Annotated in this window: 24 protein-coding genes; 22 read left to right on the top strand and 2 right to left on the bottom strand. The window is 67.8% G+C overall.

The annotated features are described in order from the left end of the window. Positions 1-7: 7 nt before the first annotated feature. The 15 genes from QE428_RS13135 to QE428_RS13065 all read left to right on the top strand — a co-directional run bounded on the left by QE428_RS13135 (position 8) and on the right by QE428_RS13065 (position 13,715). Positions 8-331 carry a hypothetical protein gene (locus QE428_RS13135; RefSeq protein WP_307470049.1) on the top strand — a complete coding sequence of 108 codons (324 nt, stop codon included), beginning with the start codon at positions 8-10 and terminating at the stop codon, positions 329-331. Further along, complete coding sequence (locus QE428_RS13130; RefSeq protein WP_307470047.1) at positions 324-740, top strand: minor capsid protein; 417 nt, start codon at positions 324-326, stop codon at positions 738-740. Before QE428_RS13135 ends, QE428_RS13130 begins: the two co-directional genes overlap by 8 nt. Next, positions 737-1,477, top strand: coding sequence for a phage tail tube protein (locus QE428_RS13125; RefSeq protein ID WP_307470044.1), 741 nt, complete (start codon positions 737-739; stop codon positions 1,475-1,477). Before QE428_RS13130 ends, QE428_RS13125 begins: the two co-directional genes overlap by 4 nt. After that, positions 1,474-1,890, top strand: a complete 417-nt coding sequence (locus QE428_RS13120; protein ID WP_307470043.1) for a hypothetical protein — start codon at positions 1,474-1,476, stop codon at positions 1,888-1,890. The genes QE428_RS13125 and QE428_RS13120 overlap by 4 nt, the downstream gene beginning before the upstream one ends. A gap of 74 nt (positions 1,891-1,964) precedes the next feature. Further along, positions 1,965-2,207, top strand: a complete 243-nt coding sequence (locus QE428_RS13115) for a hypothetical protein (protein WP_133399832.1) — start codon at positions 1,965-1,967, stop codon at positions 2,205-2,207. A 3-nt stretch (positions 2,208-2,210) separates the two neighbouring features. Further along, positions 2,211-4,973 (top strand): phage tail tape measure protein, encoded by a 2,763-nt coding sequence (locus tag QE428_RS13110; protein ID WP_307470037.1) that lies wholly within the window; start codon positions 2,211-2,213, stop codon positions 4,971-4,973. Positions 4,974-4,981: 8 nt separating this feature from the next. Continuing rightward, a complete protein-coding gene (locus QE428_RS13105) occupies positions 4,982-5,899 on the top strand; it encodes a hypothetical protein (protein ID WP_307470035.1) in 918 nt (305 codons plus the stop codon). Then, positions 5,899-7,041, top strand: coding sequence for a hypothetical protein (locus tag QE428_RS13100; RefSeq protein WP_307470032.1), 1,143 nt, complete (start codon positions 5,899-5,901; stop codon positions 7,039-7,041). Before QE428_RS13105 ends, QE428_RS13100 begins: the two co-directional genes overlap by 1 nt. A 2-nt stretch (positions 7,042-7,043) precedes the next feature. Continuing rightward, positions 7,044-8,399: a tail fiber domain-containing protein gene (locus QE428_RS13095; RefSeq protein ID WP_307470029.1), complete on the top strand. Its 1,356-nt coding sequence runs from the start codon at positions 7,044-7,046 to the stop codon at positions 8,397-8,399. Continuing rightward, positions 8,396-9,184 carry a hypothetical protein gene (locus QE428_RS13090; protein ID WP_307470027.1) on the top strand — a complete coding sequence of 263 codons (789 nt, stop codon included), beginning with the start codon at positions 8,396-8,398 and terminating at the stop codon, positions 9,182-9,184. Before QE428_RS13095 ends, QE428_RS13090 begins: the two co-directional genes overlap by 4 nt. A 62-nt stretch (positions 9,185-9,246) precedes the next feature. Beyond that, positions 9,247-9,642 (top strand): hypothetical protein, encoded by a 396-nt coding sequence (locus QE428_RS13085; protein WP_307470024.1) that lies wholly within the window; start codon positions 9,247-9,249, stop codon positions 9,640-9,642. Further along, complete coding sequence (locus QE428_RS13080) at positions 9,642-10,115, top strand: hypothetical protein (RefSeq protein WP_307470022.1); 474 nt, start codon at positions 9,642-9,644, stop codon at positions 10,113-10,115. Before QE428_RS13085 ends, QE428_RS13080 begins: the two co-directional genes overlap by 1 nt. A gap of 13 nt (positions 10,116-10,128) precedes the next feature. After that, the gene (locus QE428_RS13075; RefSeq protein WP_307470017.1) at positions 10,129-10,578 is read left to right on the top strand and encodes a hypothetical protein; all 450 of its coding nucleotides are present in this window, start codon (positions 10,129-10,131) and stop codon (positions 10,576-10,578) included. Between the two features lie 4 nt (positions 10,579-10,582). Next, a complete protein-coding gene (locus QE428_RS13070) occupies positions 10,583-12,820 on the top strand; it encodes a hypothetical protein (RefSeq protein ID WP_307470015.1) in 2,238 nt (745 codons plus the stop codon). Between the two features lies 1 nt (position 12,821). Then, the gene (locus QE428_RS13065) at positions 12,822-13,715 is read left to right on the top strand and encodes a hypothetical protein (RefSeq protein WP_307470013.1); all 894 of its coding nucleotides are present in this window, start codon (positions 12,822-12,824) and stop codon (positions 13,713-13,715) included. 60 nt (positions 13,716-13,775) lie between these two features. Here the strand turns inward: QE428_RS13065 and QE428_RS13060 are convergent, their stop codons facing one another. Both QE428_RS13060 and QE428_RS13055 read right to left on the bottom strand, forming a co-directional pair. After that, positions 13,776-13,985, bottom strand: a complete 210-nt coding sequence (locus QE428_RS13060; RefSeq protein ID WP_307470009.1) for a hypothetical protein — start codon at positions 13,983-13,985, stop codon at positions 13,776-13,778. A gap of 49 nt (positions 13,986-14,034) precedes the next feature. Continuing rightward, on the bottom strand, positions 14,035-14,313 hold the full coding sequence (locus QE428_RS13055) for a hypothetical protein (protein WP_307470005.1): 279 nt from the start codon (positions 14,311-14,313) through the stop codon (positions 14,035-14,037). A 124-nt stretch (positions 14,314-14,437) separates the two neighbouring features. Between QE428_RS13055 and QE428_RS13050 the strand changes: the two genes are divergently transcribed. The 7 genes from QE428_RS13050 to QE428_RS13020 all read left to right on the top strand — a co-directional run bounded on the left by QE428_RS13050 (position 14,438) and on the right by QE428_RS13020 (position 18,991). Beyond that, positions 14,438-15,265: a hypothetical protein gene (locus QE428_RS13050; RefSeq protein ID WP_307470003.1), complete on the top strand. Its 828-nt coding sequence runs from the start codon at positions 14,438-14,440 to the stop codon at positions 15,263-15,265. A 2-nt stretch (positions 15,266-15,267) separates the two neighbouring features. Further along, positions 15,268-15,489, top strand: coding sequence for a hypothetical protein (locus tag QE428_RS13045; RefSeq protein WP_307469999.1), 222 nt, complete (start codon positions 15,268-15,270; stop codon positions 15,487-15,489). 205 nt (positions 15,490-15,694) lie between these two features. Beyond that, on the top strand, positions 15,695-16,135 hold the full coding sequence (locus QE428_RS13040; protein ID WP_307469996.1) for a hypothetical protein: 441 nt from the start codon (positions 15,695-15,697) through the stop codon (positions 16,133-16,135). A 48-nt stretch (positions 16,136-16,183) separates the two neighbouring features. Next, positions 16,184-16,435: a DUF3263 domain-containing protein gene (locus QE428_RS13035; RefSeq protein WP_307469993.1), complete on the top strand. Its 252-nt coding sequence runs from the start codon at positions 16,184-16,186 to the stop codon at positions 16,433-16,435. Positions 16,436-16,524: 89 nt separating this feature from the next. Then, on the top strand, positions 16,525-17,226 hold the full coding sequence (locus tag QE428_RS13030; RefSeq protein ID WP_307469990.1) for a CpaF family protein: 702 nt from the start codon (positions 16,525-16,527) through the stop codon (positions 17,224-17,226). Then, positions 17,223-18,083, top strand: a complete 861-nt coding sequence (locus QE428_RS13025; protein ID WP_307469988.1) for a type II secretion system F family protein — start codon at positions 17,223-17,225, stop codon at positions 18,081-18,083. Before QE428_RS13030 ends, QE428_RS13025 begins: the two co-directional genes overlap by 4 nt. After that, positions 18,080-18,991 (top strand): type II secretion system F family protein, encoded by a 912-nt coding sequence (locus tag QE428_RS13020; RefSeq protein ID WP_307469986.1) that lies wholly within the window; start codon positions 18,080-18,082, stop codon positions 18,989-18,991. The genes QE428_RS13025 and QE428_RS13020 overlap by 4 nt, the downstream gene beginning before the upstream one ends. Positions 18,992-19,006 lie beyond the last annotated feature (15 nt).

Below are 19,006 nucleotides of genomic sequence, written 5' to 3'. Positions count from 1 at the left end.
GGGGCCCGTGGTCAAGATCAACAAGCCGCTGCTCACCACAGCGGAGAAGGCCGCGATGGACGGCGCCCGCGCCGCGGGCCGGGCGATCCTGAAACGGTCGAACGAGCTCGCGCCGCGCGACGACGGGGACCTCATCAAGTCCGGCGGGGTGCGCTCCGACGACCTCACCGTGCAGGTCGGCTACGCAGCCCTCCACGCCCGCTTCCAGCACGAGGACCTCGACCTCAACCACGCGAACGGCGGACAGGCGAAATTCCTCGAAGCGGCTGCGGATCAGGTCGACGTGGAGCGCTTCATCGCCGATTCTGTCAGGAAGGCGTTCGGTGGATGACGCAACCCTGACCAAGACCATCTGCGCCGCGCTCGGCCAGATCCCTGGGTGGATCTGGGACGAGGACGCCGAGTACCCGCCCGACCGGGTCGGGGTCTACTACGGCGCGATCCCCGACGAGCCGGACCGGGCTGTCGGCGTGCGGATGTACAGCATCCCCGTCGACGACGAGAACACCGAGCGCATCCGACGCGTGCAAGCGCGTATCCGGGGGTCCCGTCGCGACCGCGCGGACGCCGATCGTCTCGCGTCCATCGCGCGCGCGGTTCTCGTCGCCATGCTGCCGCCCTCTGGCATCAGCGAAATCCTCTTCTACTCCACGGGCGATCTCGGGTCCGACAACCACCAGCGCGAGCAGCGCACCGAGAACTTCACCGTCAGTCTCGACAACCAGGAGTCAGCATCATGAACCGTGTCCCCCTTCCCGCCGGCACCGCGCTGGGCAAGAGCTTCGAATACGGGCTCGACCTCAACCTCGGCCTGTACGCCAGTCCCGTCTGGCAGGCGATCCGTCGTATGTCCGGCTACGCACCGACCTTCCCGCCCACGCGGGAGGACGTCGCGACGTACGACGACGAGGGCGGTCCCAACGAGGACGTCACCGCGCGCAGCTTCGCTGCCGCGTTCACCGTCCAGGTCAACCGACTTCTCTCGTCGGGTCTGTACCTGCCGGAGGTGGAGAAGATCCTCGCCGCCGCGAAGTCGTCCGGCGAGGCAGCCGTCCTCGACATCCGCTGGTACCACAAGCCGGTTCTCGGCACCCCGAACCCCAACGACGCCGGCCGCGCGTTCGTCACGGTCGAGGCATCCCGCCAGAACACCGGCAACTCGAGCAACGAGATCCTCTCGGTCTCGCTGACTGGCAAGGGCTCGTACCTGCCGATCGCGAACCCGTACAACCCGCTCGGGTCCGGCATCCCGACCATCAGCTCGGTCGCCGGAGACGGCGGGGGGATGATCACGATCGACGGCACTGGCATGCTCGACGTCTCGAACGTCACGATCGACGACGTCGCGGTCGAGCACCTGCCCATCAACGCGGGTACCGTCGTCGCTCAGCTTCCCGACGGGGCCACGGGCGACGTCGAGATCGTCGTCACCAACGCCGCCGGCGCGTCGCAGGCCTACACCTACACGCTGCTGTGAGCGCTGTCGACTTCGCCGAGTGGGCAGCGCCCCACCTCGTCCTGACGTTCGGCGAGCACACCTTCCGGGTGACTCCGCCAACCACGGGCGAGGTGACGGCGCGGGTTCTCGCTCTCGCCGTGGTCGCCGAAGTCGAGCTCGGGCTCGTCACCGGGCCGGTCCCCGACGCGATCGAGGAGATCGTGAATGGGATCGGCCCGGACGAGCACCCCGCGCTGCGTGAGGCGTACGGCGAGATGAAGGATCTCGTCCAGCAGCACAAGCTGCTGCCAGCATCGATCGATCGTGCCGCGGTCTACGCGATCTTCTTCTGGGCTCGCGGTCGCGAGTACGCCGACTGGATCGCGGAGCTCATCTGGACCCGGATACCCGACGCCAAGGATGAGGCGGAGCGCCTTCGCCCAAAAGGCTAGAGACGCTGGAGGACTGGGCAGAGTACGGCATCGGCGAGCCCGACGCGGACGGGGTCTACCCCGACTACCGCCCGGTGCCCGCCGATGTCGCACCGGAGAACGTCGCCACCCAGAATTCCAGCGTCCAGCCCGACATCGACGATTCGTGGCTCGCGATCGTGAGCAACTGGCGCCTCGTGGTGGCGGAGCTCGCGCTGCGTGGAATCGATCTGTACGCCGACGACGTGCGTGCCCGGCCGTGGCCCGGCATCCGGACGCTCATCTTCGCCCTCATTGAACAGCCCAACGCGCTGCGGAGGGCACTGACCCGGAGGTGACCCGTGGCCCTTCGCGCCGTCGAAATCGAAGCTCTCCTCACCGTCGACGATAAGGACGTCGCGCGGGCTGAGCGGAACATCAAGAAGACCGGCGAGGACATCGAGCGCAAGCCGGTGACTCAGAAGGTCAAGGGCGACGAGAAGGAAGCGCTCAACGCGATCGGCCGGGTAGCCGCCGAAGGCAAGAAGCTCGTCAGCGAGCGGACCGTCGCCACCGTCGACGCGAACATCGAACGCGCGGAGAAGGGCCTCGACCGCGCTCAGGCCCGGCTCGACTACCTGCGCTCGGTCGAAACCGACCTCGACGTGAAGGCCGACATCGCCCGAGCGGAAGCGAACCTGCAGAAGCTCGAGCGGCAGCGCGAAGCACTCGTCAGTGCGCGCACGAAGATCGAGGCGATCGCTGAGACCGACAAGGCCGAGTCGAACCTGCAGCGGTTCCTGTCGCACTTCAAGCGCGATGCGGAGGCCGCGGGTACCCAGGGCGGTCGTTCGCTCACGAGCGGGCTCGACGCGGCCACGCGTGGCGCGGGAAACGCTGTCGGAGCCGCTGTCGGCGGTGAGATCGAAGACACCCTCGTGTCCGCGCTCGCGGCGATCCCGGTCGCCGGCGGAATCGTGCTCGGCGCCGTTGCGATCGGTAAGGCGATCAACAGTGCGACCGAGCAGGGCTTGTCGGTCGAGGTCGGTTACGACCGGCTGCAGGGCCTCACGGGCATCAGCCCGGAGCAGGCCGGCCGGATTGGTCGCGCCGCGGGGGAGGCCTACGCGAACGTCTTCGGTGACTCGATCGAGTCGAACATGAACGCCGCGCGACTCGGCCTCCAGTTCCGGATCATCGACCCGGCCGCATCGACGCGGGACGCGCAAGCCGTAATCCAGGGGCTCGCCGGTATCGCCGACGTCATGGAGGAGGACGTGCAGCCTGTCGCCACGGCGACCGCCACGCTACTGCGTACTGGGGTCGCCCGCTCGGCGCAGGAAGCATTCGACCTCATCGCTGCTGGCGAGAGGAACGGTGCGAACCGCGCCCAGGACCTCCTCGACACCCTCACCGAGTATCCAGCGCTCTTCGCGCGGCTCGGGCTGACGGGCCCGGAGGCTCTTGGCCTCATCGTGCAGGGCCTCGACGCGGGTGCCCGCAACGGCGATCTCGCCGCGGACGCACTCAAGGAGTTCCAGATCCGGGCGACGGACGCCTCGAGGGCCTCAGCGGACGGATTCAAGGCGCTCGGCCTGAACGCCGAGGAGATGACTTCCAAGATCGCGAAGGGAGGCGAGACCGCCCGGGACGGACTCGGGTTCGTACTCGACCGGCTGCGCGAGACCGAGGACCCTGTAAAGCGGAACGCGGCAGCCGTCGCGCTCTTCGGTACCCAGGCGGAGGACCTCGGCAACGCGCTCTTCGCGATGGATCTCTCGAACGCGGTCGACCAGCTCGACGGCGTCCGCGGATCCGCGCAGCGCATGTTCGACACCCTCGCGGACAACGACGCGGGGAAGCTCGAACAGGCGCAGCGCAACATCGATGTCGCAGTGCAGGGTATCCAGGGAGCTCTGGCCGCAGCGTTCTCTGATCCTCTGTCGGAGGCGGCGGAGTTTGTTGCCCAGAACCGAGGCCCGATCCTGGAGTTCTTCTCCGACCTCGTCAACGGGGCGATCGACTTCGGTATCGCTGCGAGCGAGTCCTTCGGGGAGTTCGTATCTGGTCCGCTCGCCGATGCAGCAGAGGGCGTGATCGCTTTCCTCAAGCTCTCGAACTTCGATCCTTTCAAGGACTGGAGCGACCTTGAGGGCGTGGTCGCCGACATGCGTGGGTTCGATTCCACTACCTCGGACGCCACCTCGACCCTCGAGGGCATGCGCGGCCAGTTCAACGGATTCATGGACGACCAGGTCAAGGTCGGCTACCTCAGCGACGCCTCTCTCCGTCTCGCCGGTGCCATCGACGAGGTCGGCGCCAAGAGCGGCGACATGGAGTCACAGGTCCGCGGGGCGATCGCCGCTCTGGGCGACGAGATCGCCGCCGCGGATGCCGCCGGCGAAAGCCAGTCCGACCTCGCTGGTCGGTATGAGGCGGGCCGGCGCGCTCTCGAGGACCAGATGGTCCAGTCGGGGATGAGCCGTGACGCTGCACGGAAACTGATCGAGACGATCCAGGAGACACCTGCGTCGAAGAGCACTGAGTACTCGTCGAACGTGCGCGACGAAATGGGGAAGGTCAGCGACCTCGCCAGCCGTGTCACTCGTCTACCCGACGGCAGCTTCTACGTCCAGGGCAAGACCGACGACGCGTACAGCCGACTGATGTCGCTGCAGGCAGCCATCCGGCAGGTGACCGGGAACCATTCTTTCCGCATCGCCATGGGGCCGGGCGGTCAGGGCGGCATCACCCAGCATGACGGAGGCGTCGTCGTGCCGATGGCGTCGGGCGGAGTGCTCGGTCGGGGGCTCACACCGATGGCGCCGATCGCTCAGGCAGTCCCGCCGAACACGTGGCGGGTCGTCGGCGACCGGATGAAGGACCGCGAGTTCTTCATCCCTGACGACGGCTCGGAACGTTCGTTGTCGATCCTGCTCGAAGCGATGCGGTCGTTCGGTGTGCTGCCCATGTCGGACGGCGGAGTGGTCGGGTCAGGCAGCGGCGGGTCGGCGCAGTTCTTCGACCAGTCCACGTACATCGCCTACGACATCGAGAAGCTCCAGCGCGACAAGGAGCAGAAGATGCGCAAGCTGCTCGGCGACGCCGGGCTCACTGACACCTAGGAGCCCTCATGTCGATCGTGTTCGCGGCGCCCTACTCCGAGCCGGAGGACTCCGTCCCGGAGTGGGGCGCGCGACCCATGAAGTGGATCGGTGTCGACGGGACGGTGTGGCCGCTCACCGGAGCGGGATCATCGAGCCCCCGGATGCTGCCGGGGGTGAAGGGGCTGCACATGCCCCGCTTCGAGGTGTACACCTCCTCCACTCCTCTGGTGCCGGGGGAGGAGATCCTCGGCTACTCCACCCCTGCGCGCGACGTGGAATGGCGGCTGCTGTTCCGGGCGTCGAGTGCGCCGGATTGGGAGGCGCGGCACGCGGATTTCTTCGATTCGCTGCACCCCGTCGAGACTGGCCGGTGGCTCGTCGGCGAGGGGGACGCGCAACGTCGGCTCGACCTGCGGGGGGAGTTCGACGGGGCGCACTATTTCCCGCGGGATCCGTTCGTCACCGGGCGCGCGCAGATCGGTCTGCGGCTTTCTGCGCCGCGTCCGTTCTGGGTGGGCAAGACCATCTCTCGCAGCTACCAGGCAGAGGCCGAACCAGACTTCATCCCCTCCGACCCGGACGATCAGAACTACTACCCGACGTCAGTGACGGGTTACTCGTCCGCGCGAATCCGGAACCCCGGCAACGAGCCCGCATACGTGCGGTGGACGGTCGCCGGCCCTCACCCGCCCGGGGTGACGCTCGGGGTCGGGACGTTCCTGGTGACGGTCCCATTCGAGATCCCCGAGGGGTCGACCTTCATCCTCAACACGGATCCGACGGCACCGACAACCACCCTGGACGGCGAGGACCGCACGTCTCAACTGGGCTTCCAGGTGTTCGCGCCGGTGCCGCCGGGTGGTGCATCGAAGCTGGTCATCGCCTCGGGCGGGACGGGAGACATCACCGTGGAACTCGACCCGCTCTATTGGCGCGCATTCTGATGCGGTCCCGCTCCTACATCCTCGGAGAGGTCACCGACAGCGAAGGGGTGTTCCTCGGTTCCATCCACCCCGTGGAGGCCGAGTGCTTCCTCCGCCTCAACGCCGCTTCCACGGCGCAGCTCACGGTCAGCGACCGTCACCCGATGGTGCCGACGATCCTGGACCCGGGCGTCGAGGGACTCCGGGCGAGGCTCTGGCTGATTCGCTTCACCGATTCCACGGTCCTGAAGCACAGGCTCCTCGAGGGACAGATCGGCAACCCGACCGGAAGCGGATCCCGCCACGAGGTCACGATCCCCATCGTCGACGACTGGGAGTGGCTCACCCAGATCCAGGCCGTACCCAACCCGGCGTCGCCGATCTCGGCGCAAGGCGCGGAGTACGCGCACTACGTCGGCCCATCCGACACCCGCGCCCTCGAAGCGATCGGTGCCAACGCAACACGCCTGGGACTGCCGTGGAACGTCGCAGCTTCCGAGGGGCTCGGCACGGACGGATCCACCGACCTCCGGATCGAACCATTGGCCACCGTCGCGGAAGCACTCTCGCGCGACCGCCTCCGGCTCGGCTTCGCGCGCCGGATGGATGCGCTCGAGTGGGATGTCACAGTTACCCGCGAGGGCGCCTACCCACGACCCCTCACGCCGCAGTCCGGGATCCTCGCTGACTGGGAGTTTCTGCTGCAGCGGTCGACCCGGACACGGGACATCGTCGGGGGAGCGGGTAGCGGCGCGGCGCGCGAGCTGGCCGTCGTGGTCGACGCTGCACGCGAGGCTGCAGTCGGTCGCGTCATGGAGGGCTTCACGAACGCGCAGGGCGCGCAGGCCGGCGCCGACCTCGCCCCGTACGGACGTGACTCCCTGCGCGATGCGGGCAAGAAGGCGTCGATCGTGACCGAGCTCCGCGAGACGTCATGGTTCCGATTCCCCGACACGTACAACATCGGCACCGGAGTGGTGCTACAGCCGATCCCCACCCTCGCCATCGAGGAAGTGATCACCGAGATCGCGATCACCTACCCGCGGGCTGGCGCGCTGTCGATCGTCCCCAAGGCCGGCACCGCGAACGGCGACCCTGAGGCGCGCCTCGTCAAGCACATCGGCGCGCTCACGGCCGCAGCCCGCCGCGCAGAGAGAAGGTAATCATGCCCATCCAGTCCGTCGGGTACGAACGTGCGATCGCGTACGACGACCTCGGAGAGATCTTCTCCCACGCCGGAGCGGCCTACTCCATCATCGGCGCGGACGCGTTCGAGGTGGCCGCCGGCCCCGCTCCGATGCAGGTCAAGGTCCGCGCCGGCCAAGCCGCCGGCATGGCGATCATCGACACGCTCCCCGCCGACGAGATCCTCACGGCCGCCCCGGGAACACGATGGGACACCGTCGCCATCCGCCGCGACTGGGCCGCGAAGACCAGCACCCTGGTCATCCTGGCCGGCACCGCCGCCGAGAGCATCGTCCGCGACCCCGACGCCATGACGCCCGGCGTACTCGACGACCACCCCGTCGCGCTGGTCCGTTGGGCAGCAGGTCAGACCGTGCCGCAGCAGATCATCGACCTCCGGATCTGGGCCAGCACCGGGGGAGCGTTCGGCGCCGACCCGCGCGTCCGCGACTTCGCAAACGCGCTCGGCACCCGCATCCGGGTGGGCAACTCGCTGTGGGAGCGCACGATCGTCAGCGGCAACCCCACGTGGGTCGACTTCGCTGCGGCGACGAACCTGTTCATCCGCCGCAACAACGCGAACGTCTCCATCCAAGACGGCCTCACGAAGGCGCTCGACGCGATCGAGGGGGCGGGGAGCAGCCCAGCCGCGAACCGGCTCGCCATGTGGAACCCCGAAGGCTACATGGCCATGAAGGATCCGCAGTCCCCAAACCACGCAGCGAATGCGCGGTACGTGGACTCGTCCTTCGAGGTCCTGATGAGGCCTCGCAAGGGTGTCATGCGCGACGCCGTCGGTCGCATCTTCATCGAGGATCCCGTCCTCGACGACCAGGGTGCGACGCTCGGGACGGTCAAGGAGGCGATCCGGGGTTACCGGGTCGGCGACAACCAGCTCACCCCGGCTCTGCGCGACAAGATCCAGGAAGCGAAGGACGGCAAGTTCGCCGAAGGCGTCTACGACCGCGGGATGGGAACCAACACCCGCGCCGCGTACATCCGCGACGACGGCGCACTCGGCTACCGCACCTCATCCCGCCGGTTCAAGACCGACATCGAGACCTTCACTCCGGACGCAGAAGCGCTCCGTCTAATCCGCGCGGTCGTGTACCGCCGAATCGGTGAGGGTGACGGCATCGAGCACGGTGTCATCGCTGAGGAGCTGCACGACCTCGGCCACCACTGGCTGGTCATCTACGACGACGAGGGCGCACCGCTGTCGGTCGCGTACGAGCTCATCGGGCTCGCGGCGCTGACTCTGGCGCAGCAGCAGGCCGACCGCCTCGACGCCCTGGAAGAGCGCCTGCGGGCGCTGGAAGAGGAGAAGGCATCATGAGCGTCCTCGATGAGATTCGTGCGTGGGTGAAGAGCACAGAGCCGCACGACTGGTATGGGCAGTGCGCCGGGCTCACGATGTCGATCTGCCGCCACTTCGGCGAGCTCAACGGGGGACCGTACGCGTCGGCCTATGCCGCGTACCTCGCGTCCGACATCGTGTCGACGGACCCGCGCAAGGCGCCGGCCGGGGCGATCCACTTCTGGGACGGCGAGTTCCGCGGCTCCCAGGGCGGCTACGGCCGGTACGGGCACGTCGCCGTCGACCTCGTCGGCGGGGGCACCTTCATCCTCTCGGCGAGCCGCAAGGGCTTCCAGGCGTGGGGCAAGGGCGCGGCGATCATCACCGTCGCCGAGCAGACCCGCCTCATCGCGGCCAACCCGAAGGGTCGCTACCTCGGGTGGTCGCTCACCTACGGGCGTCACCGCGTCACCGCGCTCACCCCGAGCCCTGCGGCGTCGGGCGGCAACGCGAAGCCCGTCAAGATCCCGGCACCAACCCCAACTGAACCCCCCGAGCAGGAAGAGAGCGACGCCATGGCTTTCCGCATCATCGCCGTACCCAACACCGACAAGGCGAGCAAGCCCCGCAACGACATGTACTTCTGCGGCCCCGGTGGCGTGAAGCACATCAGCGGCACGACCGACCTTGAGCTGCTGCGCCGGTTCCTCGCCGGCGGTGCAGGCAAGGGCAAGGAAGAGGTCTTCCGCGGCCACGAGCTCACCCGGATCACCGGCTACCTCACCGGCCTCGGCAACTACGTGCCGATCCCGGCGGGCACCTGATCGTGCGCACGGGTCGGGGCCACTGGCCTTTCCCGAAGCTCCCCGCACGGCACAGGGCCTGGGTGGCAGCGAAACTCCTCGTGTCCGCCTGGCAGTTGCTCTATGCGGCGTTCACGCCTGCCGTCACTGCATCGTTCCTCGGTGCCTTCATCTGGATCGTGGCATCCGTCACGACCATCGGCGTCCTCGTGTCCATCGCCGGCATGCTGACAGCGATGCGACCGGGCCACGGTCTGTTCGGTCGAGTCACCGAGCTCTCTGGGTTGGCGCTCGCAGGTGCTGGGCCAGCAGTACACGCGATCACCATGGGGTCGATCACCGTCGGGATCCTCATGTTCCCTGACGGGAGCGACCCCACCGCGCGGATAGGCCCGATGCTGCAGTCCGTCGCGATCGCGGCGTTCCTCGCGGTGCGGTACGTGGAGGTGCGCACTCGCGCAACGTCGGGGGTGAGCTGATGGACTTGAACGGCCCCATGCTTCTCGCGATCGCCGCCGTCATCACATCCATCGGCACGGCCATCGTCGTGCCGGTCGTGACCCTCCGGAAGGCGCGCATCGACCGGGAACCGAACTCCACCGAGAAGCAGGTCGCGGATGCCGCGTCGAGCGAATTCCTCCTCACACTCGTGAAGTACTCGAAGGACGAGGTCACCCGCTGGAAGGACGCCTACGACGCCTCGAGCGCGGAGAACGTCGACCTTCGCTCAAAGCTCAGCGCGAACCTCGCGCTCGCTGAAGAGACAGAGCGCCGGATGGCACTGGCCATCGACTACCTCGTAGCGCTGGCTGACCGGAAGCGTTCGGTCACCGCGGGCGAGATCGTCCGCTGGGCGAATATCGCGCTCGACCGCTCCATCCCTCGCGACCAGTTCGAGGAACTCATGCGCGACGCTGACGGCGTCGACGACACAGTCATCCCCACCATCTGACCAGGAGGTCATCATGAAGATCATCCGCCGCGTCACCCTGGGCCTCCTGCTGGCCCTCGGAGCCGTCATCCTGTACGCGGGTCCTGCGCAGGCGCTCGGTCTCGCAGTGAGCGCCGCACAGCCGGAGACAGGCATCCCCGGCGTCGTCGTCACGCTCGACCTGCCGCAGCTCCTGAACATCCTGCTCGCAGTCGTCTTCCCGGTCGCCGTCGGGTTCGTCACGACCCGTGTCACCCGACCCGAGTTGAAGGCCGTCCTGCTCGCCACGATCAGCCTCGTTTCTGGACTCGTCTCGTCCCTGCTCGCCGCTGTCCTGGCCAGCATCCCGTTCGACATCGTCGGCGCGCTGCTCACGGGGCTCGCGGCGTGGATCATCGCCGTGGCGACTCACTATGGCTTCTGGCGTCCCACCGGCATCGCGAACGCGGTGCAGGGCGTGGGCGTCACTCCGAAGGGGGACTGAGCGGATGGCCGTCGAAGACCTCTACGCCGCGCAGGTCGCCGTCGACCCTGAGAGCGACACGCTCATCGCGGATGCCCCGGTCCAGGTGTTCGCGAAGGACGACCGGTCCCGCGAGACCCCGCTCCGGGTGTTCGAGCCGGCATCTGGGGTAGAGATCCCGCTCCTCCGGTCCAACCGGTACGGGATCATCCAGCAGATCCGCGTCGAGGGTGATCCCGCCGAGGTCGTCTTCAAGTCCGGACCCTACGAGGTCGAGGCGCAGTCGAAGTTCGGCGTGCTCTTCGAGTTCGGGCTTACCCCGGAGAACATTGCTGCAGCGGTAGCGGCCCCGAACGCAGCGGCTGAAGCCGGCGCAGCTCAGGTGGCGATCGCAGCATCGCACGCGGCGACTGCAACCACCGCGGCGGCGACGGCGTCCACCGCGTCGGCGGAGGCGCAGGCCGCGAGCACGACAGCGACCTCCGCGGCTGCGCTCGTCGCTGAGGTTGAGGCGACGAGCGATGGCATCATGACAGCCGTCGCCGGCGACCCGACGTCTGCGTTCAACGCTCGACTGTCGACGGGTATCGCTGCGGCCGTCGCCGCCGGGGTCCCGGTCGAGGTCGCTGCCGCTATCGCCGAAGATTCGACTGTCGTGACGGCTGCGGCGGTCGCTGTCAGCGCCGAGGTCGCTGGACGCGACCTGGCGGAGGTGAAGTGGGCTCCGGACGACGTCGCCTTCGCGATCGTCGACGAAGACAACCGCCGCAACTTCCTCGAGTTCGACTTCGCGGGTGCGCCGACGTCCTATTCGCGATCGCTGTTGATGGCGGCGCTCGGGCCGGAACTCCTCGCCCAGGCGAGCGCAGCCACCGGACTGCAAGACCAGGACGCCGCCGTCACCGGGTTGGGCTTCGTGGTCGTGGACGAAGATGGCCGCCGCACCGAGATCGAGGTAGGTGTCGACGGGCGTTTCACGCAGCGCGTCATCGACAGCATCGCGTCCCGCATCGTCGTTCCGACACCCCCGGATCCGATTCGGCTGATCCTGCCCAGCACGCTCCGGCTGCTGCAGGGGCAGACGTACCGGCTGAACTTTTCGTCGGTGATTCGCGCGCTCGGCGCCGATCACCGCATCCGCGTCACTGGGGTGCCGGGGGGATCCGGCAACCTCGGGACGCACTGGCAGCTCACCCCGACCGCCGCGGGCTCGTGGACGATGACGATCGCGGTCCTTGACCGTGCCGGCGCCGTCGTGCTCACCGCGTCGACGCCAGTCGTGGTCTACGCGCCCACGAACGCCCCGACCTGCCGTCTGCTGGCGATCGGTGACTCCATCACCCGTCCGAACGTCTACAACGCGCAGGCCGCGGCGATGGTCGGCGGTGTGACCCGTGGCACCCGGACGTACGACAACGGCGGCAGCCGTGGCGAGGGTCGCGGGGGATGGTCGCTTGCCGGCTACTTCACGAACATCGGGCACGAGCAGTGGGGCGACTCGCCCTTCCTGTTCCCGGTCGGTGTCGCGGGTGAGAAGTTCCTCGGCGCGACCGAGTTCTGGCGGAAGGTCTGCTACGACGACCCGAACGGGTACGACTACCAGGGGTTCCAGAAGATCGCCCGCGGGTGGGGTGAAGCATCCGCGCCGTTCCTGTTCAACGCGCAGGGATACCCGGTCGCGCCGACCGAGGGTGACGTCGTGGTCGATGCGACATTCGCGGAGGCCGACGAGTTCCGGCAGTACGTGTCGGGCGCGTGGGTTCGGATGGATCCGCAGCCGGCGGTCGAGTTCTCGTTCTCGAAGTACATGGCCCGATACGCGGCTGCGTTCGCGGACGGCGCGCCGACGGCCATCTCGATGATGCTGTTCACAAATGACTGGTTCAACCAGCTCACCGACGCCACCTGGCTCGAGTGGGAGACCCGCGTCAAGACCGTGATCACGTCGATCCGAGCATGGAACGCGACGATTCCGATCGTCATCATCGCCGCCCCGACCGGCGGCCCCGACGCGCTGTGGGCTGCGCAGTCCGTGAACAAGGTCGACTTCGACGCTCGCATGCGCGACGCGGCGACCCGCCTCGGCAACGCATTCGACACGTCGGCGATGCGCGCGAACTACGTGCACGTCATCTCGTTCCTCGGCGCAGTCGCCCCGGAGAACATGGCCGACTACGTCCACCCGAAGAGTCCTGAAGGCATGGCACAGTTCGCGCCGTGGCTCGCCGGGAAGCTCGCTCACATCATCAACGGAGGTGCCTGACATGGCGCGCAAGCTGATCGTCCCCGGCCTGAAGATCGACCCGAGCGCACCGAAGCTCGCGACGATCGACCAGGCGATGCCCGAGGCAGGCATGATCGCATTCATCGAGCCAGGTCACCCGTACGCGCCGTTCACGGGTGCCCTCGCGACGGGCAGCTACCTGCCGAACCTTGGCATCGATCAGGCCAAGGCGCAGGCCGCTCTCGCGGCCTCAACGGGCGACAACGCCTACCGGCCGGCACTGTCCTTCCTCGGAGCGGCGCCTACGATTCTCGAGCGGAGCGCGAAGGGCGGCATCCACGTCGCCCCGTCGCGTTCTGTCGCGTCGGGATTGCAGATCGGCTACGTCGGGAACTCCCGTCCGAATAACGAGCAGGCGTTCGGTACGTGGCTCCAGACCGTGGCGGGGCACTCCTTCTACGTCGCGCAATGGGGGCGCTGGACTCGCCTGCTCCCTGCCCTTGGGACGGGCGGGTACCAGCTCTCGCAGATCGGTGGATCCAATAGTCTCGGAGCGTTGTTCGCCCGGGGAGCCGGTCAATCCGGTGAGGTCGCTTACCCGACGGGAGGGACTCAACGTCTCGGCGTCTCAAGCGAGAATGTGGTCCCGGTTGCGCAGTTGTCGCCGTTCTTCGTCGATGCCGCCTGGGTCCCAAACCTCTCGCCAGCTCCGACCAACATTCCCGTCTCGTGGCGCACCCAGATGAACAACGCCGGCGAGGCCGATAAGACCCCCGCCTGGGTGCTCTACGACTGGGTGATCGAGGACCTCACCGTGTCGGGCCGCTCCTACGCACAGGCGCACGCCGCCTGGTTCGCGAAGTACACGCGCGACGTCAAAACAGCAGGAGGCCGATACTTCGGCGACACCGTTCCCACCACACCCGCCGCCTGACCCTGCAGTGAAAACAGCCCCCGACTGGCATCTACGGATGCTGGCCGGGGGCTGTCTGCGTTATCGGGAGAGCTGCGGGAGATCGGCGATGCGACCCTGATCGGTGAGCCCGAGCCCGATCTGCTGTGCGCCGAACGCGAGGAAATGAATCGCCTTTGCGAGCTCGGCGACTGCCGGGTCGGGATGCGTCTTCAGCTTCACTGCCATATTGCTCGCGGTCGCGCAGTTGTTGATTCCTTCTTGGATGATCTCGCGTCGGGTGCTGGTCATGGTTTCCCCCTCCTGGATGGTCACCGATCGTATAGCGGTGAGACGACAGTCAGACGCCTGCAGGGTGTTCGTCGACGGCTCCGACCCAGACCCAGCAGCGGTACTCATGGCCGTCGACGGTGAAGGTGATGCCGACGGCTGAGGGCGTCCATCTCGCGGCGATCGCGTCGACTCGAGTCGGCGTCTCGCCGAACCGGACCCACGCCTTCACCTTCCGCCGCGGCTTCGGGTCGACGGTCAGAGGAACCTCGTGCAGGCGGAGCTCGTCGGGTGTCAGCGACTGCAGGGGTGCGTCCCGTGCAATGCCCTGGAGGATTCGTGCGTCCATGCGCGCGTCGACCGCGGTGGCGTAGCGCCGATTCGTTCCCAATACCGGATGTTTCCTTTCTCCGGCCGAGAGCATCTCATCGTACGCCGACACCCATGTAGCAACCGGCCGCTACGCTCAAGCCATGGAGCCGCTGCCCTGGTCGAAGAACCAGCTCAAGCGGCTCAGCCGGCACATTCGCGAGGGCACCGAGCCTGCGTCCGGTCTGCCGTCCTACGACGAGGTGATGCTCTGGTACAACGACCTAGCCGAGCACGTGCAGACCACCATCTCTGGACTGGACTGGGCGCCCCTCTTGGGTGACCGACCATACGAGGTGACCTCTAGGCCGAAGACGCTGGATACGCTGCGGCAGAAGCTCGAACGGGACCCAACGCTGCCGCTGCCGAGCGTGCAAGATGTGGCTGGCGTCCGGTTCGAGGCTGAAATGACGTTGGACGAGCAGGATGCCGTCGTCAACGCGATCGCTGGTCGATTCAGTCATCGGCTTGATGACAGCGTCCGTGACCTGCGGCGTGATGCACACAGCGGGTATCGCGCCGTCCACGTCTGGCTCAAGCTCGAAGCGAAGGTGGAAGTACAGGTGCGGACGCATCTGCAGGGCGACTGGGCGAACATGTACGAGGTGGCCGCGGACGTCTTTGGTCGAGGTATCCGCTACGACGAACTGCCGGATGACGAACTGGGTAGCTTCATCATTCGGGCGTTGCGAGATCTCTCGACCGAGCGCATCGCGCAGATCGAGAACGACCGGAATGAAATCGCCTCCATCTCGTTGTCCCTCGATGAGACGCCCGTGAACGCGCGCACGCGAGTGCAGCTAAGACAGGTGCGCCGTAGGGTAGAACTATTGCAAGCTCGCAATCGTACGAACGAGGACGAACTGAAGAACTCACTGGAGAGGCTTCGGCAATCTTTGCGTGACGGACAACTGGGCCCAGGGAGAGTGTGAGCATGGCTGGATTCGTAATCGAGTACAACCGTCGCACCGGTGAGCGCCGTGTCCACAGTTTCCCCGGCAGCGAGGGTCACCGTGAGGCCCTGCGGCGACGTCTCGAGTTGGAGAAGGTGCGCTCAGACTTCGACTGGGAGATCGTTTCTCTCAACAGCGACTCAATTGAGACCGTCGAGCGCACTCATGCTCGCTATTTCGAGCGCAACCGTCTCTCTGCCTGACACGGCTCGGCGTTGATCGCGTCTGATCCATTTGAGGGCGGCGAGCAGCCAAACTGCCCTGCCTGCGGGACAGTTATGCGCGATGTCGACGGCGGCTACCAGTGCGGCGGGTGCGGGTGGTTTCAGGACGTCCCGTGGATCGAGCGGCCTGGTGCCGCGGACGATCTGCCCGGCGTTCGCGGTGCGTGACCAGTAGGCTCACCCCATGGAGAAGCTCGGGGGAGTAGCGCTCGTCGTCGCGGTGCTGATGTTCGCTGGATGCTCGTCGACCGAGCCCGCTCCGGCACCGACCGTCACGATCACCACGGAGGCTTCGCCGGCGCCGACGGTCACCGTCGAGGCCACCCCGGAGGCCGAAGCGTCAGACCAGCCGGCAGCGGAGCCGGCCGCCGATGTCGAGACATCCGTCCGCGCGGCATCCGACGCCGTCGAGGGCGTGACCGAGACCGAGCCTGGACGCTGGGAGGTCGAGACCTTGCTGACGGATCCGCGCACCGACGGGAGCGCCGAAGCGGCCGAGGCGATCACCATCTGCGAGGCGGCTGTCGAGGGTGGCGCGGACTTCGTCTACGTCCTCGAGAGCGACGGCACCATCTACGTCGTGTACGGCCACCCGTCCTACGGAGACATCTGCACTGAGGTCTGACCGGGTGTCGGTGGTCGGTGATCGGTGGTCGGTGCGAGCATTTTCCGGATGCCTACTCCGACCACGAGCGAACTGCTCGCTTTCGAATCCCGACACCCGAACCCCCCGCCCGACAAGCAACTCGCGATCGAAGCCGAACTCGGCGTCACCGCAGCGCGCTACTACCAACTCCTCGGTCGCGTCGTCGACGACCCCGCTGCGGCGGAGCTTGAACCGATGTTGGTCCACCGACTCCGCCGACTCCGCCGACTCCGCGACCGCGCTGACGCTCGACGTCGCGCGGAGCGGCGCACGGCCTGACCTGACATTCCACGCCCCGCCGCCCTTCGAGGGATGGTGGGGCGTTTCGTCGTTCCCAGGCTGATGTCGGTTGGCGATACACCGTGCACGTGGTCATCCCCGACATCACGCGCCGCCACTGGGCCGTGAACATCAGGAAGTTCCTGACACGCTTCCGCACCCTCGACGACCTCGTCGCAGCCGGATCGGTGGGCTCTGCGGAGGCTGCGATACTCCGCGCAGCGATGCGCGACGGCACCAGCGTGATCGTGTCCGGTGCGACGCACGCCGGCAAGACGACGCTGCTGGGTGCGTTGATCGCTGCGGCGCCCTCGCACCACCGCATCGTGACGGTGGAGGAGACGTTCGAGCTCACGGCGCAGGCGCCTGACCTGGTCGCGCTCCAGGGACGGCAGCCGAGCCTGGAAGGCACCGGCGAGGTATCCCTCCGACGACTCGTCAAGGAAGCACTCCGCATGCGACCCGACCGGCTGGTGGTCGGCGAGGTCCGCGACGCCGAAGCCCTGGACCTCGTCCTGGCGCTCAACACCGGCGTGCCCGGAGCTGCCACGATCCACGCGAACTCTGCGACCGACGCTCTCCGCAAGCTCGGTTCGCTCCCGCTCCTGGCAGGCCGGAACATCGACCGCGACTTCCTCCTCCCGGCCATCGCCGCCTCCGTCGGGCTCGTCGTCCACTGCCGACGCGATGCCGACGGCCGGCGAGCCGTCGCCGAGATCGTCGCTCCGACCGGTCGGGTGGTCGACGGCGTCATCGAGACCCGTCCCGTGTTCGGGGGCGAGTCGGCATGACGACCGTTCTCGGCGTGACGCTCGCCGCCGGCATCCTCCTCGCCCTCTCACCCTGGTTGTGGCCGCCTCGGACGGTCCGCGAGGAGGGGTATCCGCGTGACGGTCGTGCCACGCGCCTCCTGCAGGATGCCGGGTTCGGTCATGCCACCGTCGGGCATCTCGCGATGGTCTCGCTCGCCGCGGCAGCCCTCGCCGGTGCGGCGGTCTGGCTGGTGACAGCTCTCCCCGCCTTCGCCGCCGTCGCCGCGGTGGCCGGCTTCTTCGCTCCGGCGGCGTGGTTGCGCGGACGCGTGCGTCGCCTGCAGAAGGGACGTCGGCAGCTGTGGCCCGACGTCTGCGACCTCCTCGTCGCCTCGGTCCGTTCGGGGATGTCGCTCCCCGATGCGGTCTCCGCCCTGGGTGAGGTCGGGCCACCGGCACTTCGTCCCGCTTTCGCGGCCTTCGCGTCGGACGTCTCCGCCTCCGGGCATTTTGATTCCAGCTCCCTGCGCCTCAAAGCACGCCTCGCCGATCCCGTCGCGGACCGGATCATCGAGGCGCTCCGGATGGCGCGGCAGGTGGGCGGCACCGAGCTGACGAGCGTCCTCCGGGCCCTGTCGGCGTCCGTCCGTGCCGAGGCGGCGCTGCGGGCGGAGATCGAAGCGCGCCAGTCGTGGATCCGCGGCGCCGCCGTCCTGGGTGTCGTCGCACCGTGGGTGATCCTCGGACTTCTCGCCCTGCGGCCTGAGGGCGCCACGGCGTACAGCAGCCCGGAAGGGGTGACCATCATTATCCTGGGTGCGGCCGTCTCGGTCGTCGCGTTCCGACTCATGCTGGGGATCGGTCGCCTGCCGGAGCCGCGGAGGTGGTTCGCGTGAGCGGCCTCACGCACGTGGCACTGGCGATCGTCCTCGGCGGCGCCTTCGCCAGTGGCCTCGTTCTCGTCGCGACGCGCATTCCGCGTCTCGCCGCCCCGACGCTCTCCCGTCGTATCGCGCCGTACCTGCGCGACATCGCGGATCCGCGCGGCTTGACACCCTTGGCCCCGGTTCCCGGGGACTGGCGTGCGCGCCGCGATCGCCTCATGGCATCGGTCGGCGGGGCGGCGCGACTGGAACATCGACTGCGCCAGGCCGGCTGGACGCAGGATGCCGCAGGATTCCGCGCTCGTCAGCTCACGTGGGTCGTCGTGGGTGGCCTGCTCGGCGGCGTCGTCGTCGTGATCCTCACTGTCAGTAGCAGACTCACGCCCGGAGCCGCCGTCCTGCCGCCGGTCCTTGCCCTGTCGGCGGCGGCACTCGTGGACTTCCGTCTCACGGCGGCCGCCCGTCGTCGTCGGACGCGCGTGGAGGAAGAGCTTCCCACCCTCCTGGAGTTCCTCTCGCTGTGCCTCGCGGCCGGCGAGGGGCTGCGGGACGCGCTTCATCGGGTGGGCGAGATCGGCAGCGGCGAGCTCACCGTGGAGATCCGACGCGCAGTCCTCGACAGCGGCACCGGATCGAATCTTTCCGACGCGCTCCTCGACCTGGGGCGGCGCCTGGATGTGCCCGCGCTGTCGCGAGCCATCGAGCACCTCGTCGCCGCGATCGACCGCGGCGCCCCGCTCGCAGGCGTCCTGCAGGCGCAGGCGGGCGATGCCCGGGAGGACGCCAAGCGTTCGCTCATCGAGCAGGCCGGGAAGAAGGAGATCGCGATGCTCTTCCCGATCGTGTTCCTCCTGCTTCCCATGAGCGTGCTTTTCGCCGTCTTCCCGGGCATCGTCATGCTTCGCCTCGGGGTCGGCTGACCCTCGATCGAAAGG

This window comes from Microbacterium sp. SORGH_AS_0505 (genome assembly GCF_030818715.1).
Taxonomy (GTDB): domain Bacteria; phylum Actinomycetota; class Actinomycetes; order Actinomycetales; family Microbacteriaceae; genus Microbacterium.
Note: the sequence above shows the minus strand (reverse complement) of the source record. Positions and strands in the feature narration are given on the sequence as shown.